The sequence below is a fragment of the Neobacillus vireti genome (assembly GCF_001026695.1).
Taxonomy (GTDB): domain Bacteria; phylum Bacillota; class Bacilli; order Bacillales; family Cytobacillaceae; genus Neobacillus; species Neobacillus vireti.
On record NZ_LDNB01000017.1, the window covers coordinates 288,689 to 304,800 of the forward strand.

General features: G+C 40.4%; 14 protein-coding genes. 12 read left to right on the forward strand and 2 right to left on the reverse strand.

All coding sequences use genetic code 11. The annotated features are described in order from the left end of the window. The first annotated feature begins 30 nt into the window (after nucleotides 1–30). From AA980_RS21550 to AA980_RS21590, 9 genes are all read left to right on the forward strand, one after another. Nucleotides 31–2,277 carry an AAA domain-containing protein gene (locus tag AA980_RS21550; RefSeq protein ID WP_024027999.1) on the forward strand — a complete coding sequence of 749 codons (2,247 nt, stop codon included), beginning with the start codon at nucleotides 31–33 and terminating at the stop codon, nucleotides 2,275–2,277. Nucleotides 2,278–2,441: 164 nt separating this feature from the next. Further along, nucleotides 2,442–3,053, forward strand: a complete 612-nt coding sequence (wrbA, locus tag AA980_RS21555) for an NAD(P)H:quinone oxidoreductase (RefSeq protein WP_024027998.1) — start codon at nucleotides 2,442–2,444, stop codon at nucleotides 3,051–3,053. A 378-nt stretch (nucleotides 3,054–3,431) separates the two neighbouring features. After that, on the forward strand, nucleotides 3,432–4,544 hold the full coding sequence (gene proB / locus AA980_RS21560; protein WP_024027997.1) for a glutamate 5-kinase: 1,113 nt from the start codon (nucleotides 3,432–3,434) through the stop codon (nucleotides 4,542–4,544). A gap of 7 nt (nucleotides 4,545–4,551) precedes the next feature. Beyond that, a complete protein-coding gene (locus AA980_RS21565; protein ID WP_024027996.1) occupies nucleotides 4,552–5,793 on the forward strand; it encodes a glutamate-5-semialdehyde dehydrogenase in 1,242 nt (413 codons plus the stop codon). A 96-nt stretch (nucleotides 5,794–5,889) separates the two neighbouring features. Beyond that, nucleotides 5,890–8,166: an ATP-dependent DNA helicase gene (locus AA980_RS21570; protein ID WP_024027995.1), complete on the forward strand. Its 2,277-nt coding sequence runs from the start codon at nucleotides 5,890–5,892 to the stop codon at nucleotides 8,164–8,166. Between the two features lie 104 nt (nucleotides 8,167–8,270). Beyond that, nucleotides 8,271–9,077 (forward strand): hypothetical protein, encoded by an 807-nt coding sequence (locus AA980_RS21575; RefSeq protein WP_024027994.1) that lies wholly within the window; start codon nucleotides 8,271–8,273, stop codon nucleotides 9,075–9,077. Nucleotides 9,078–9,089: 12 nt separating this feature from the next. Further along, entirely contained in the window at nucleotides 9,090–9,953 is an 864-nt protein-coding gene (locus AA980_RS21580; protein WP_024027993.1) for a DUF3307 domain-containing protein, read from the forward strand. Between the two features lie 111 nt (nucleotides 9,954–10,064). Next, nucleotides 10,065–10,334, forward strand: a complete 270-nt coding sequence (locus AA980_RS21585; RefSeq protein ID WP_024027992.1) for a DUF1292 domain-containing protein — start codon at nucleotides 10,065–10,067, stop codon at nucleotides 10,332–10,334. Between the two features lie 134 nt (nucleotides 10,335–10,468). Further along, entirely contained in the window at nucleotides 10,469–10,717 is a 249-nt protein-coding gene (locus AA980_RS21590; protein ID WP_024027991.1) for a hypothetical protein, read from the forward strand. Between the two features lie 70 nt (nucleotides 10,718–10,787). Here AA980_RS21590 and AA980_RS21595 read toward each other — a convergent pair whose 3' ends face one another. Further along, nucleotides 10,788–11,183, reverse strand: coding sequence for a hypothetical protein (locus AA980_RS21595; RefSeq protein WP_024027990.1), 396 nt, complete (start codon nucleotides 11,181–11,183; stop codon nucleotides 10,788–10,790). Nucleotides 11,184–11,399: 216 nt separating this feature from the next. Continuing rightward, nucleotides 11,400–12,563, reverse strand: coding sequence for a glycoside hydrolase family 18 protein (locus AA980_RS21600; RefSeq protein WP_024027989.1), 1,164 nt, complete (start codon nucleotides 12,561–12,563; stop codon nucleotides 11,400–11,402). A gap of 186 nt (nucleotides 12,564–12,749) precedes the next feature. On the opposite strand from AA980_RS21600, the gene trhO reads away from it, so the two are divergent. From trhO to AA980_RS21615, 3 genes are all read left to right on the forward strand, one after another. Next, the gene (gene trhO / locus AA980_RS21605; RefSeq protein ID WP_024027988.1) at nucleotides 12,750–13,709 is read left to right on the forward strand and encodes an oxygen-dependent tRNA uridine(34) hydroxylase TrhO; all 960 of its coding nucleotides are present in this window, start codon (nucleotides 12,750–12,752) and stop codon (nucleotides 13,707–13,709) included. Between the two features lie 137 nt (nucleotides 13,710–13,846). Next, entirely contained in the window at nucleotides 13,847–15,064 is a 1,218-nt protein-coding gene (locus AA980_RS21610) for a CapA family protein (protein WP_024027987.1), read from the forward strand. 120 nt (nucleotides 15,065–15,184) lie between these two features. Then, nucleotides 15,185–16,102, forward strand: coding sequence for a hypothetical protein (locus AA980_RS21615; protein ID WP_024027986.1), 918 nt, complete (start codon nucleotides 15,185–15,187; stop codon nucleotides 16,100–16,102). The last annotated feature ends 10 nt before the right edge of the window (nucleotides 16,103–16,112 follow it).

The following is a 16,112-nucleotide window of genomic DNA, read 5'->3' on the forward strand; positions in this document are numbered from 1 at the left end:
TGACCGGTCCAAAATTAAAGGAAGAGATTCATGACAAGTACAGTTACATACATAAAAGAATGGCAGCAGGCACTGCAAAATGAAATTACCCATTTAAAAAAATACGGCAGTAACAAATTCATTGTTTCAAATGGAAGATTATTATCGAGTGAAGGATCGTTTACCTATTATTTTGATACCGCTTATCCATTACGAATTCCAGTTGGATCTTCGATTCGTCTTGAATGGGGGAGCATGAAACAAAGTGGACGCGTGCTCTCATCAGAAGGCAAAGGCGTGATGCTTGCCCTCGAGAAATCATACGGAGACTTAATCCCCGAGGCATTTCTGTTTCACGATCCATGGGAACTGCTTGAACAACTCATCCAACGATTAGATGAAATCAAAAAAAACAAACAAAAACGCTTAAGGGTAAAAAAATTGATGGATCCTTCGATGCCAGCAAAGCATCCGGTTGAGAAAATAAAAAGCAATGTTCATGAATTAGTTTTACGTTCAAAATACAATCCTGTTACCTTTGTGTGGGGGCCGCCTGGAACAGGAAAAACTTACACATTAGCGCGGGCTGCGGCAAATAAATATTTTCAGGAAAAGCGGGTCTTGGTTTTATCGCACAGCAACCAAGCGGTTGATGTCCTCATCGCTGAAATTTCTTCCTTTATTAAAAAGAAAAACAGCTTCTGTGAAGGGGATGTTCTTCGTTATGGATCTAATACAGGAGAGCAGTTGGCAAATCATGAAGCGATTACTACTATCCAGTTATTAGAGAAACAGGATCCCCATCTCGCTAAGGACAAGGAAATTTTATTAGACGAAAGACGGAAGCTAAAGCAGGATTTATCCCGTTCGTTCAGTAAACGAGACACGGATCATTTGCTGGAGCTTGAGACGAAAATTGCTAGAGTCCTCGAAAAAATTCGCCAAAAGGAAATTCAGTTTGTGAAGGATGCGTTTGTTGTCGGATCAACGCTCGCTAAAGCAGCGAGCGACCCGGCAATCTATGAAAAGGAATTTGATATTGTAATCCTTGATGAAGCAAGCATGGCTTATGTGCCCCAGGCTGCATTCGCTGCATCACTTGGGAAACGCGTTATTATTTGCGGTGACTTTAAACAATTACCGCCGATTGCCTCTTCAAGAGATTCGTTGGTCACGATGTGGCTGAAGGAGGACATTTTTCACCGGGCGGGTGTTGTTGACTGGGTAAATAACGGAAAGCTGCATCCGCATTTATTTTTATTAAAAGAACAACGGAGAATGCATCCGGATATCTCAGCTTTCACCAATCAATATGTCTACAATAAGCTTGTAGGTGATCATCAGAGTGTTCTAAAGAGCAGAAATGAAATTGTTGAAAAAGCACCGTTTTCCGGCCAGGCGTCAATTCTTGTCGATACAAGCAATACTGGTGTCCATTGTATGACTGAACGGACGTCGAAGTCGAGAATGAATTTTTGGCAGGTGTTATTGTCGTTTCAAATCATCCATGAATCGTACTTGGCAGGGGTAAGATCGATTGGCTATGTGACACCTTACCGTGCCCAAGCCAATCTAATGGAGCTGTTACTCGAAGATTTATATGAAAACGAGAGGTTAACAACTGATATTATTGCGGCGACAGTTCATAGATTCCAAGGCAGCGAGCGCGATGTCATGGTGTTTGATACCGTCGATGGTGAACCGCAAGCCCGTGCTGGTATGCTTTTAACTGGTAAAGATAGCGAACGATTGATTAATGTCGCGATAACGAGGACAAAAGGAAAGTTTATTCATGTCAGCAATCAATCATATATTCGTAAGCATGTCTATCATGACAAAACTCTTAGACAACTAGTAGAACACCAAGAGAAGCATCGGCAAACAGTTCGAACGAGAGAAATCGGGACCTGGATTAAGCATCAGCATCCAAGATTGCAATGGTTGCATGCTTTAAAGCTTGAAAAAGTGTTCCGGGATATAGCGGGGGCGAGATCATCGATTGTCATCTCTTTACCATCGCAAACTGCGCTCCCACCGCAATGGAAGGAGAAGTTAACCAATCGGGACAAACTCGTGAAATTAACAGTGATTTCCGGGGAAGAATGGTTCGAGCTTCAGCCAGATTATCGGCTGGATGAAAACTTGTCGTTTCCCTTTATAATCATCGACCGCCGGCTGCTCTGGCTGGGATTGCCAGTGGAAGGAGCAAAAGGAATTCAACCACCATTTATCGCAGCAAGACTTGATTCGGAAAAGGCTTCAGAACATTTTTTAGGTCAATTTTTAATCAAAGAGTAGGAATTGCGGGATTTACTATGCTATTTCAACTCTTTTGGTGGGAATCCATTAAGGTTTTCCACCTTTTTTATTAGGGAATAAAAACATAAGAATAGGGAACGTTAAATTTGTTAGTCGTAAAACAAATGGCACATGGCAATTTCAATAAAAAGGAGACATGGATGATGACAAACGTTAAATTAGCTGTCATATATTACAGCATGGGTGGAACGAACTATCAGCTATCAAAGTGGGCCGAAGAAGGGGCAAAAGAAGTGGGGGCAGAAGTAAAGGTATTAAAAGTGCCTGAACTTGCACCGCAATCTGTGATTGAGGGTAATCCAGGCTGGAAAGCACATGTTGAAGCCACCGCACATGTGCCTGAGGTAAAATTAGAGGATATAGAGTGGGCTGATGCCATTATTTTCAGTGTTCCGACCAGATTTGGGAATATGCCTGCACAAATGAAGCAATTCCTCGATACTTGTGGCGGGCTTTGGTTTCACGGTAAGACAGTCAATAAAGTGGTGAGTGCGATGTCCTCAGCGCAAAATCCTCATGGCGGCCAAGAGGCAACGATTTTATCGCTTTATACCTCCATGTACCATTGGGGAGCGATCGTAGCAGCACCAGGTTACACTGATCCGGTAATTTACGGGTCTGGGGGTAATCCTTACGGAACAAGTGTTACAGTGGGGCAAGATGGAAAAATGATTGAAGATGTGGAAGCAACGGTTAAACACCAAGCTAAACGGACAGTTTCGGTTGCTGAATGGGTGAAAAAAGCGAATCAATAACCGAGAAAGTGCAGATTAGGGAACCTGATTGGTTCTCTTTTTTGTAGAAATTTTCAAAAAATTCTATTGACTTTTTCGCCATTTCTATGGATAATCAAATAAATTGAAATAGAAAATGGTATGGGACTAGTAAACCTTTGGAACATGATAGAGAGTGAAACCCACAGGCTGGAAGGTTTCTCACGGAAAAAAGCTTGAACCTGCCCTCACACGCCGCTTATGTAAACATGAGACGCCTGCCTGCGTTATGGGTTCAAAGTGGGTGTGAGCGCTGTGCTCGTCATCAATTAAGGTGGTACCGCGGAAACGATTTTTCCGTCCTTTTTTATAGGACAGAAGAATCGTTTTTTATTTTTTTAAAGAAAGGTTCGAACTGAGATGAAAAAACAGCTGGTGGTTGTAAAGATTGGGAGCAGCTCACTTACAAATGTATTGGGGACGATTTCTGAAGAGAAGATGCGCGACCATGTTGAGGCACTTGCGTTTTTAAAAGCACAGGGTCATGAATTGATCGTTATTTCGTCTGGAGCAGTTGCGGCAGGATTTGGAGCCCTTGGTTATCCAACTCGTCCAAAAAGTACTGCCGGGAAACAAGCGGCCGCGGCTGTCGGGCAAGGGCTATTAATGCAGAATTATCTTCAGCTGTTTAAAGAGTTTGCTATCGTACCTGCTCAAATTTTATTAACCCGCGAAGACTTTTACAGCCAAGTTCGGTTTCATAATTTATTTAATACAATGACCGAGCTGCTACAAAAAGGTGTAATCCCAATCATTAATGAAAATGATTCCGTGGCGATTGAAGAATTGACCTTCGGTGACAATGATTTACTGTCTGCACTTGTGAGTGGATTTCTGCATGCCGATGCGCTAATTATTTTAACGGATATTAATGGGCTTTATGATGGAAATCCAAAAGTTTCAAAAGAGGCAAAAAAATATCATTTTATTCCCGAGGTTTCTGAAAATCTGCTCGGAGTTGCAGGTGAAAGTGGTTCATCCATTGGCACAGGCGGTATGAAGTCGAAGTTATTGGCAGCAAAAAAGGCATTATCACTTGGTGTCAGCGTCTTTGTCGGCACTGGAGTTGGCAAGGAAAAACTGGCCGATATTTTAGCTGGAAAAGGGGATGGGACGTATATAGGCGGCCCATTCCAAACACAAATGCAAATGAGAAAGCAATGGATTGCCTATCACTCCCAAGTCGGCGGAGTGATAGAAATCGACGAGGGGGCAGAGAAAGCCATTCTTTTCCAAGGGAAAAGTTTGCTGCCCGTTGGTGTTACGAAGGTAATTGGTGAGTTTAACGCACTGGATGTTGTTGTGGTCCGAAACCAAAACGGGAAAACCGTCGGAAAAGGGCAGATTTATTATTCTTCTAAGGATTTATTACTGGTAAAAGGCTTACCAAGTGAACAGTCGAAGGGATATTCGATTAACAAAAAAGCAGAAGTGATCCATCGTGATAATTGGGTCACCATGCCAAAGGAGTGAAAGTGGGATGAGTGAGTTACTCGAAAAGGCTAGAAAATTAAAAAAAGCAGCAAAACAGATGGCGATGCTTTCAGCTGATGAAAAAAACGATGCGTTAGCGAAAATGGCGGACCGATTAATGACTGAGAAAGAATGGATTTTAAGCGAAAATGCCAAGGATCTTGCAGCTGGAAAGGAAAAGGGATTACCTGTTCCACTGTTAGACCGCTTGCTTTTATCGGAGGAAAGAATTGACCAGATTGTTGATGGAGTTCGCCAGTTAATAGATTTGGAGGATCCAATTGGTGAAACCATCGAGGCATGGGAGCGGCCAAACGGCTTGCAAATTGAAACTGTTCGGGTCCCGCTTGGGGTTATTGGAATGGTGTACGAAGCCCGGCCCAATGTTACGGTGGATGCCGGAAGCCTTTGTTTGAAAGCGGGAAATGCAGTGCTTTTAAGAGGCAGCTCCTCAGCGATACATTCCAATAAAGCACTTGTTCATGTCATGCGTGGGGCGCTTGCAGGAACGGCAATTCCAGCGGATGCCGTCCAGCTATTGGAGGATACGCGCCGCGAAACAGCGGCGGAAATGTTTAAATTAAACGAATACTTAGATGTGCTCATCCCTCGGGGCGGGGCAGGGTTGATTCAATCGGTCATCAAAAATGCCACTGTTCCCGTGTTAGAAACTGGCGTTGGCAACTGTCATGTTTTTATTGATGAAACAGCGCAACACAAAATGGGGATTGGTATTGCCCTAAATGCGAAGTTACATCGGCCATCTGTCTGTAATGCAGCAGAAACGTTGCTAATTCACGAAAAATGGCCCTATTTATCAGACCTGTTACAGTCCCTTCATGATCAAGGGGTTGAATTGCGGGGGAGTGAAGAATTAGTCTCCGGCTTTTCTTTTGTCGCAACAGCAACAGTGGAAGATTGGCACACGGAATTTCTTGCACCGATTTTAGCAGTAAAACTCGTGAGCGATGTGAAAGAAGCCATTGAACATATCGACCAATATGGAACAAAACACTCTGAAGCGATTATTAGTGAAGATACTGAAAATGTGCGGTTATTTTTCAAGGCAGTGGATGCGGCTGTGCTTTATCATAATGCCTCGACTCGTTTCACCGATGGCGAACAATTTGGCTATGGTGCAGAAATTGGCATCAGTACCCAAAAGCTGCATGCCCGCGGGCCAATGGGATTGAAGGCTTTAACGACCACAAAAGCGATTGTACAGGGAACTGGGCAAATTCGCTCATAAAATTTTTGTTTAGCGCTGAATAGGCGCTTATTTTTTTGCTTTCTGTTATACTTAAATATACAAACATACATTCTCGTATAGCAGGTTGGTGTTCAAATGTCAGATGATATTCATATTTCCGTAAGAACTCTTGTTGAACATGTGTTCCGGAGCGGCAGTATTGATTCCCGTTTCCGCTCCCAAGCGACGCTTCTAGATGGGACAAGGATACATCAGAAAATCCAAAAAACGTATCAAGAGGGGGATCAAAAGGAAGTTTATCTTCGAGCTGAAATTGCTTATGATGGTCTTACCTTCCTTATTGATGGCAGATGCGATGGGCTTTTATTTCGAGATGGCAGGGTGATGGTCGATGAGATAAAGTCGTTCTCGCAGCCACTCGAGCAAATCGAAGGGGAAGGTTACCTTGTTCATTGGGCGCAGGCAAAATTTTATGCCTATATGTATGCAAAAGCAAACGCTCTAACGGAAATCCTTGTCCAGCTAACCTATGTCCATGTGGAAACAGAAGCAAAAAGATATTATCAAAAGAACTGCACATTATCGGAACTAGAGACATTTGTATTTGAGGTGATTGAAGGCTACGCCCCTTATGCCAAGCTGCAGCATGAGCATCGACTCGAACGAAATGAAAGTTGTAAAGAATTAACTTTCCCGTTTAAAACGTATCGTGAAGGCCAGCGGAAACTAGCTGGAGCTGTTTATAAAACGATTGTAGATAAAAAAAATCTGTTTGCTAAAGCGCCAACAGGAATCGGCAAGACAATTTCCACTCTTTTCCCAGCAGTGAAGGCAATAGGGGAAGGCCCCCTAAACCGTGTTTTCTACCTGACTGCCAAAACAATTACTCGAACGACGGCAGAGGAGGCATTCTCCCGGATGCGTACAGGCGGTCTTTGTATGAACACGGTCACAATTACAGCAAAGGACAAGGTTTGTTTCAAGGAAGAAACGAATTGTCAAAAGGATTACTGCGAGTTCGCGGATGGGTATTATGACCGAGTTAATGACGCAATTCTTGATATTTTATCAAATGAAAACGGGATGACCCGTGAGGTAATCGAAGCCTATGCCCGTAAGCATACTGTCTGCCCGTTTGAATTTTCGCTTGACCTTGCCTATGCCGTTGATGCCATTATTTGCGATTACAATTATATTTTCGACCCGAGGGTATCGCTTAAGCGATTGTTTGAAGAACAAAAGAAGTCAACCGTATTATTGGTCGATGAGGCTCATAATCTCGTTGACCGCGGCCGGGAGATGTTCTCATCCTCATTAAACAAAGAAATGTTTCTCCAATTGAAAAAAGACTTTAAGGGTGTCAACAAAGTGATATATGGGGCTGCAAGCAAGTTAAATTCCTCATTCATTTCTTTGAAAAAAGCAAATGCCGACAAGAATGAATTTATCTTAGAGCAGCTGGATGAAGCGTTTTTAGAACAGCTTTTTCAATTTGTAGAGGATACAGAGCAGCAACTTCTAACAAATAGCTCTCAAAGTCTAGTAGAACCCTACTTCATGGTGAATAATTTTTTGAAAATCTCCGAGCTTCTTGATGAGCACTATGTCATTTACGCGGAGAAAAATAAAAACGATTTGGTGCTTAAGCTGTTTTGCATCGATCCCTCAAAGCTGCTTAAGCAAATGGGGAAAGGGTACCGCTCAAAGGTGTTCTTCTCAGCAACACTCTCTCCATTACCGTATTATCAAGATATACTCGGCGGGAATGAGGAGGATTATGCGCTCTCCATCCCGTCGCCATTTTCAATTGAACAAGTCGATGTCTTTATTAAACCATTGTCCACTCGCTATAGGGATCGGGAACAAACGAAGGACTCGATGGTAACGATGATAAAATCGTTAATTAAAAACCGGCCGGGGAATTATTTGATATTTTTCCCGTCCTATCAATATTTACTGTCCGTTTATGAACAATTCAAACTATCAGATGAAGAAACGCAAACAATCATTCAATCGACCGGGATGACAGAAGCAGAGAGAGAGGCATTTTTGGCGGCGTTTATGCCTGATCAAAAAGAAACCCTACTCGGATTTGCTGTTCTTGGCGGGATTTTTTCTGAAGGAGTAGACTTAATTGGAGATCGATTAAATGGAGTTGTCGTGGTTGGAGTTGGGCTGCCACAGCTTTGTTTTGAACGCAACCTTATCAAGGATCATTTTTATAAAAAGGACAAGAATGGCTTTGATTATGCTTATGTGTACCCTGGGATGAACAAGGTCTTGCAAGCAGGGGGAAGATTGATTCGGTCGGAAATGGATCATGGGGCAATTATCCTTGTCGACGACCGCTTTCTCCAAATGCAGTATCAAATGCTCTTGCCTCCCGAATGGAGAGACTATACAATCATTTAACAATCAGGTTATTTGCACTAAATAATCGAACTGGAATGAAGTTTGACTATTTAATCAAACTTTTATAAAATTAGATTAAATAATCTAATTAGGGTGAGCGAAGCGTGAAAACGAAGCATAATCCAATATCAATTTTTATATTAGATGTCAGTAATTCGTCGGCCGAAGATATGGGAGATAAACTTACGGTCTATCTAGATGAGATGGTGAAATGGATCACCATTTGGACCAAAAACCACGGACAAGTAAAAGTGAAGCATCGAGCTGGTGATGAAATCATCTTCGTCAGCAATGGCTATTCAACAGCCTATATCATCGCTTTTTATGTAAGCAGGTTTTGGAAATATCGGAATCACAAACCTTATTTTGGTTTGTCTTTTGGGGATATCGATCGGGAACTGGACGAAGTCGATATCGAGACATGGATTCATCCGTTGATTAAGCAGGCCCGATATGCGAACGATTTGTTGAAACAAGAACAAAATCGGCTCCCCTTTAAATTTGAGCTTGACCAATTTTATTTAGGTGATCGAAATATCCCTGTTTTATACAACCAGTTTCGCTATGAATTCGAGACGTTATTTAACACAATTCTGCAATTGCAGCACACTCTCATCAAAGAACAAACGTACATCCAGGAGCTCGTATGTTCCTTTTATCTCATATTGCAGCAGCAAAAAGCAGTTGGGGAACTGCTTGGCAAAACAGCGCCTACTATTTCGAGTCATTTCAAAAAAGGAAAAAGCGAAGAAGTCCTCCGTACCTTTCATGAATTGATTAATGTACTAAATTCCTTACAAAAAAACAGCTTTCAAGGTATAGCGGGTAACCCAATGGAAACAGCTGAGAGGTTACATGATTCGATTAGAAGTCATTTGATGGACAATATAAACCTGCTGCTTATTAACTAGAGAGGAGAAACCATGCTTATTTTAAGTCTCATTCTCGCCCATCTTATTGCTGATTTTTATTTGCAAACAGATAATATGGTGCGGGAAAAGTATAAAAACCTTAAGAAGCATTTGGCTCATCATTTTTTAATGACGGCGTTGGTTCTTAGCGGCTATTTGATTTTTCACTATACCCGATTAAATACCCTTAATTATTTCCTTTTCCCTTTGGTTTTTATTGTTTTTTCTCATTTTCTGATTGACTTCATAAAAATCAAACTGCTTGATACGATTAAAATTACAAACGAAGAGAACATGAAGCGGCTTAGTTTTTTCCTATTGGATCAATTGCTCCATCTAGGGATGATTTTGCTTACATGTCATTTTTTTATTGGTTTAGAGATATCAAAAATAAGCGAAGTTTTCCAGGAAGGGCATAAGTTAAGCCCGATAAATGCCGTTTTGTTTATCCTCATCATTGTGATTCTTACCACTAGTGTTAGCGGACATTTAATAAGGATTCTTTTAGGGTCGCTGCCGAACCAGCTGCTAAGCTTTGAAGGAAAATATGCTTTTAAAGCTAATAGACATGAGGATCAGTTTGCACATTCAAATGTCGGAAAAAAGGAACTAACCGAGGAATTTCATTACACCATATTTTCTAAACACGATCTTTCTCGCGGGAAATTAATCGGTTATATTGAAAGATTGCTAGTTTTAGTGTTGACATTTTACAGTGCCTACCCAGCCATCGGGTTTATTGTTGCAGCAAAATCAATTGCCAGGTTTAAACAAATGGATGACCGGGATTGGGCAGAGTATTTCTTGCTCGGCACACTTACTTCGATGTTCATTGGCATCTCGCTTGGGATTATATTACGGGAAGTTTTGACTTGAAACAGATTTTTTTCTTTGCTAGATAATAAATTACGTTGAATGTGGATTAATTTCTAATTTTAAGAGATACTGTTTGAAGGAAGATTTAAAAAATAGGAGGGAACTACTACCATGACTAAAATTGAAGTAGGCGAAATTTTTACTATCAGCGATGAAAATGACCAAGAACAAGAGGTTGAAGTACTAGGAGTAATGACGATTGAAGGGTCTGACTACGTCGCAGTTGGTTTTGCGGAAGACGTACAACAAGAAACGGATGAAGATATTGATATCTTCTTTCTAAAGGTCGATGAAGATGGAGATTTTTCCGCGATAGAAAGCGATGAGGAATTTGACAAAGTATCGGCGGCGTTTGATGAAATGATGGATGAGGACGAGTAAGTTGTTGAAGAATGAGGGGGGATATACCTCTCTTTTTTTTGAAATTTTACCATTTTTCCAATTGGAAAAATTATGTATGTATTAGGTGGCTTATGGCATACTGTTAGGGAGAATATCATTAAAGGAGAGACGTAATGCAAATTGAAGAAGGAACGAAATATCAAATTTCTCAAGGGGTCCAGGGAAATTTTAACTCCGCTGAATCGCTTACGGTGATTGCTTACAATGGAATTACGGTTCAGTTCACACTTGGAGAGGGTAAAGGCCATGGTTCAATGCCCATTGAACATTTGTCCTATCTTCTAAAAAAATCAAACTTAACGCAAATACCAAATAAAAGAGCCTTTTTGAATATGGATAATAGTGATGAACAGATTGTCTAGTTTCCTTTTTTGAGCGACCATGTCCTGCCTAAAAAAATTCCCAACCGCGTAAGGTTGGGAATTTTCGTATTTAGTTTGAATCCGCTGGTTCGTTGCCCATAAATTTCCCATCAAAAAAAACAGCCATTATTACATTTCCATTTTTATTCGTAAAAGGAACTCCAACGATGATCATTCCCGCTTGATTATGCTTCAGTACTTCGATAGAATTTGCGCCATTCCATTTAAACCCATCTTTGTTAAGATTTTTTTCAGCTGTCTTAAATTCATTTCCGCTAATAATTTTTGCTACAATTTTATTTCTTTCAGCTCCAAAAAGTGGTGTAACGTCGTGGCATCCACAATCGTCAGGTTCGGTGACTGTGGATGGATCGGTTGGTTCCGCAGCCTTTGCGGTATTCCCTGTAGTCACGAACAACGATAATGCAATTAAGCCTCCACATAATACTGTTAAAAATTTCTTCATCTGTTTTCCTCCTTTTTTTAAACTCCTATACTTGATTCTCTTTTTTACGACAAAATCCTTTAAAAACTTTGGAAAAATATACGACAAATGCCATAATTTATTACAATTTGGTGTCAGGCACCATCGAGATTGATAGTTTTATAGAAATTTACGTAAAAAATGGTACAAGTATAAAAAAGGCTGCCTTCTCCAAAATTTTGAGAAGGCAGCCTTTTTTTATTTATTTTTCTTTGCACTATAATATTTAATCGGATCATTACTAGAATTTTTCAGTTCCGCAGAAATAGTTCCAGTTAGACTGTGTGCTCCTTTTGCATCAAGCCCTGCTTCCCAAAGCATCATCCCGCCGAAGCCATGATTAAGTGCCAATTTTGTTTTCTTTTTCATGGTTGCATCACCATTATAATAATAGGTCGTTCCATTCATTTTTACTGTATCGTTGGCGGCATTTTCGGGATTATTGTTGATGATTGCTTCATAAGAGACCTGTTTTATGTTTGGATTCTCCGGTTGAGCATAAAGCGGAACACCCAAAACGAGCTTTTCTTTAGAGAGGTGGTTTGTCTCAAAATAATTTGCCCAGTAGCCTACAATTTTCTTTGTGTAGGGATAGGGAGATAAATTAGCGGCGTGATAGCCGTCATCCCACTGACCATCATAGGCCATGATGTTTACATGATCAACATGTTGAAACATGGCTGTTTCATAATTAACAAAATTAGTTTCGGTCAAGGTGACTGCATGAATTTTTGCATAAACGGCAACCGATAATTCCTTGTTTTTAAGATGAAGCTGTTCGCCTAGCTCTTTAGTGAAAGCGGCTAAGTTTGCAGCATCTTCTTGATTGCGTGGATGTTCAAAGTCAATATCAACGCCGTCTACGTTCTCACGGTCTGCAAAACTAGTAAGTTCCTGAACAAGCTTTTCCCGCGAGGCAGGATTAGAAATCGCCGCCTTAAAATAAGGATACGATTCGCCCCCGTTTATGTGGAACCATCCGCCAACACCAAGGATCACCTTTGTCTGATATTTCTTCGCATTTGCAACAATCGCCCGTAAGTTTTTTAAGGCAGGATCGCCATTAAGCAAAATACCGCCTTCTTTAGTCGGATGGGCAAAGGAGAAAATAACATGTGTTAGTTTGGCATAATCAATTCCGTTTGGGTCGCGGAAATCCTGTACATAAGTGATAAGAGCTTTTGACTGTTCTTTTTCGGTTTCTGGCAATGCTTTTTCTTCGGGCATAAGTGCTGATTTAGGTGCGTTTACTATATTAAATGATTTTGAATCATTATTAGTAGAATATAAAACTCCTGTTAAAATTCCTCCAATGAAGGTAATAATAATTACCAAGGCAAGGAGGAGATTACGTTTGTTCATAAGTAGAATTCCTCCACAATCGTCTTCCTAATAAAAATTGTATCAGAAAAAACGGCGAGGATGGGTTGGTAATATCAACCTCTAAGGTGGGAAATAAGGCCCCTGAAAGAAAAAATTTGTGCAGTAGTCAGGATTTTTGATATAGTAAATAGGTTAATCATTAATTAAGAGGTGTAAGTGATCATTATGAATCAAGAATATAGAGTGTTATTGTATTATAAATACGTCGAAATCGAGAATCCGGAAGAACTTTCGAAAGAACATCTTCAAGTATGTAATGATTTCGGCTTAAAGGGTCGAATCATCATTGCGTCTGAAGGAATTAATGGTACGGTGTCAGGCACCATCGAGCAGACGGACGCGTATATGAAATATATGGAGGAGCATCCTCTGTTTGCTGGTACGATTTTTAAAATAGATGAAGCATCAGGGCATGCCTTCAAAAAAATGCGAGTGCGTTTCAGACCTGAACTTGTTACTTTACGTTTGGAAGATGACGTTGATCCGAATGTTGTAACAGGCAAGCATTTGAAACCTAAAGAATTTTTCGAGGAAATGCAGAATGAAGACACGGTGGTAATCGATGCCCGTAATGATTATGAATATGATTTGGGCCATTTTCGCGGTGCCGTCAGACCGGATATTCTGAACTTCCGCGATTTGCCAGACTGGATTCGAGAAAATAAACAGGATTTCGAAGGCAAAAAGATTCTCACGTATTGCACCGGAGGGATCCGCTGTGAAAAATTTTCAGGCTGGCTTCTTCAAGAGGGCTTTGAAGATGTGTCACAGCTTGAAGGCGGGATTGTCACCTATGGAAAAGATCCCGAAGTTCAAGGTGAATTATGGGATGGACAGCTTTATGTGTTTGATGAGCGCATCAGCGTACCGGTAAATCGTAAAGAGCACGTAATTGTCGGGAAAGACTATTTTACAGGTGAACCATGCGAGCGTTATGTGAATTGTGCCAATCCGGCATGTAATAAAAAAATTCTCTGTTCAGAAGAAAACGAACATAAACATTTACGCAGCTGTTCTCATGAATGCAGAGTACACCCTCGGAACCGTTATATCGCCGAACATGGTTTAAGCGAAGAAGAGGTAAAGGAAAGATTGATGGCAATAGAAAAAGATTTAACCATATAAGTAGTTCAAGAAAGCAGGCCAGAAAAATCGGCCTGCTTTTCTGTTTTATAACCAATATTATGCAAAACTAATAGAGTATTAGCAGTATTTAATGTAGAATTAAGAATGTTAGAAAAATAAAGGGGCTATCAATAGAGATGAATAATAAGAAAAGCAGCGGAAAAAAGACGAGAAAAGAACGCCATCAATCGAAAGGGACTGTTCGGTTCGCCATCCTTGCAGTAATTTTGATTCTTGCCGGTGGCTTTTTCTTCGCTAACCATTTGAAGTCAGAACATGTTTCTAGTAAAGTTTCTCAAACGGGGGAAAAGATAACAGAGAAAGAAAAGGAAGAGGAGCCGAAACAAGAGGCCGCAGTGGAAGAAAAACCAGAAATCAAACCGGAACCAGATATTGAAACGACCTTCAAAATCAGTGCAGCCGGGGATTTTACACTTGGAACCGATGAAAGTTTTACCTATAGTGATTCGTTTGTAAAGACGGCGTCTGCCAATGGTCTGCCTTATTTCGTTGAAGGCTTGGAGAATATTTTCTTAGAGGACGATTTTACGACCGTGAATTTAGAAACCACGCTCACAAATGCTACGCAAAAGGCTGAGAAGACATTTCGCTTTAAGGGTGACCCATCGTACGCCAAAATTCTAGAATTAGGCGGCATTGAAGCTGTTAATCTAGCAAACAATCATAGCCATGATTACCTGGAGAAGGGCTATAATGACACGATTGCCGCCTTGCAGAATCAAAACATAGGCTATTTTGGCTACGATCAGCAGTATATTACGACCATCAAAGGGATTAAGGTCGGTGCCTTAGGATATGAAGGCTGGTCAGATACAAAAGAAATCCGTCAAAAAGTGGAACAGGATATAAAAAACCTAAGAAATCAAGGGGTACAGATTGTTCTTATTCACTATCACTGGGGCAATGAGAGCCAGTATGTGCCGAATGAATCTCAAAAATCGCTAGCCCGCTTTACAATCGATAGCGGTGCAGACCTAATTCTTGGCCATCATCCCCATGTAGTCCAGGGAATAGAAGAATATAATGGAAAATTTATTGTCTATAGTTTAGGCAACTTTATGTTTGGCGGAAATCGAAACCCAAGGGACAAGGATACATTTGTATTTCAACAAACCTTTCATTTGAAAAATGGTGTGTTAATCGATAAAAAAGAAATCAACGTTGTGCCATTTTCCATTTCATCTGTTTCTTCTAGAAATAATTATCAGCCAACAAAATTAACTGGTGCAGAACAAGAGCGAGTAAAGAAAAAAATCATTGATGCATCTAACAAAATCAAAGGTTCCGATTGGCTTGTCTATGAGAACCCGCAAGAAGTAGTCAAAAAGGAATAATGAAATTAAACACTTCCATTTCTAATACATTCGCTATTTTTTTAAAACTATCTACGGTATAAATATCAGAATAATGTTAAAATATGTTTTATTACAATTGTTTCTAGGAGGATTTCGGTTATGGATACAAAGTTTAGCAAACCAAAAGGTTTTGGGGAAATACTGGACCATACCTTTAGTTTAACTAAAAATCGCTTTAAAGATTTTTTCTTGATAATACTTATTTTCATGGGACCTGTCTATTTGCTTCAAGCAATTATGCAGCTGATTTCCGGGACTAGTTTTTTTAGGGAGATTGGGAGTGGGAATGTTTGGTTTGAACAAATTCTTTCGGGTTTTACTGAAACCGAAACACTTGATACGAGCGGCTTGGGCGCTGACATTGGAATCATAATTGTTGGATTTATCGGTGCGATTTTGGGTCCGGTGGCGCAAGCAGCGATCCTATTTGCCATTGCTAATATTCGGAAAAACGAAGAATATACCGTAGGTTCTGTCATTAAACAAGCGTTTTCGCGATTTTGGCCAATAATCGGAAGTAGTATTTTATTCGGAATTATTACGGTTATGATTATCCTTATTCCGATTATCATCGTTACGGTAACGGCCATCTTTGGTTTTCAGGCAAATCCCGTTTTAGGCGTTCTCGGGGCCATCCTGCTATTTTTAGGCTTTGCTGTCGGAATCGGGCTGTTATTAACACGCTGGAGCTTTTACTTAGGTTCTGTCGTGCTGGACAAGGATTCACCTGGATTAGAGCGTAGCTGGAGACTTTCCAGAAAACGTACTTGGACATTGATGGGTCTTTATATCGTCTTTTATTTAATAATTTCAGCTATTGAGTTTGCAGTTCAAATGACGTTTGGGCTCGCTTTAGGTAATAGTGTGTTGTTATCACTAATTTCAAACCTCGCCACCTTAATTACGACAATTATTTTCTCTGTTGGCTATGCTGTCATGTATCTTGATTTAAAAACGAGACATGATGGTGATGATTTAAAGGATATGATTGAGAATTACAACACAAAAACTATCTAAACTAAATACC

Coding starts and splice junctions, on each gene's coding strand:
- AA980_RS21550 (WP_024027999.1), top strand. CDS start 31: ATGACAAGTACAGTTACATACATAAAAGAATGGCAGCAGGCACTGCAA.
- wrbA (WP_024027998.1), top strand. CDS start 2,442: ATGACAAACGTTAAATTAGCTGTCATATATTACAGCATGGGTGGAACG.
- proB (WP_024027997.1), top strand. CDS start 3,432: ATGAAAAAACAGCTGGTGGTTGTAAAGATTGGGAGCAGCTCACTTACA.
- AA980_RS21565 (WP_024027996.1), top strand. CDS start 4,552: ATGAGTGAGTTACTCGAAAAGGCTAGAAAATTAAAAAAAGCAGCAAAA.
- AA980_RS21570 (WP_024027995.1), top strand. CDS start 5,890: ATGTCAGATGATATTCATATTTCCGTAAGAACTCTTGTTGAACATGTG.
- AA980_RS21580 (WP_024027993.1), top strand. CDS start 9,090: ATGCTTATTTTAAGTCTCATTCTCGCCCATCTTATTGCTGATTTTTAT.
- AA980_RS21585 (WP_024027992.1), top strand. CDS start 10,065: ATGACTAAAATTGAAGTAGGCGAAATTTTTACTATCAGCGATGAAAAT.
- AA980_RS21590 (WP_024027991.1), top strand. CDS start 10,469: ATGCAAATTGAAGAAGGAACGAAATATCAAATTTCTCAAGGGGTCCAG.
- AA980_RS21595 (WP_024027990.1), bottom strand. CDS start 11,183: ATGAAGAAATTTTTAACAGTATTATGTGGAGGCTTAATTGCATTATCG.
- AA980_RS21600 (WP_024027989.1), bottom strand. CDS start 12,563: ATGAACAAACGTAATCTCCTCCTTGCCTTGGTAATTATTATTACCTTC.
- trhO (WP_024027988.1), top strand. CDS start 12,750: ATGAATCAAGAATATAGAGTGTTATTGTATTATAAATACGTCGAAATC.
- AA980_RS21610 (WP_024027987.1), top strand. CDS start 13,847: ATGAATAATAAGAAAAGCAGCGGAAAAAAGACGAGAAAAGAACGCCAT.
- AA980_RS21615 (WP_024027986.1), top strand. CDS start 15,185: ATGGATACAAAGTTTAGCAAACCAAAAGGTTTTGGGGAAATACTGGAC.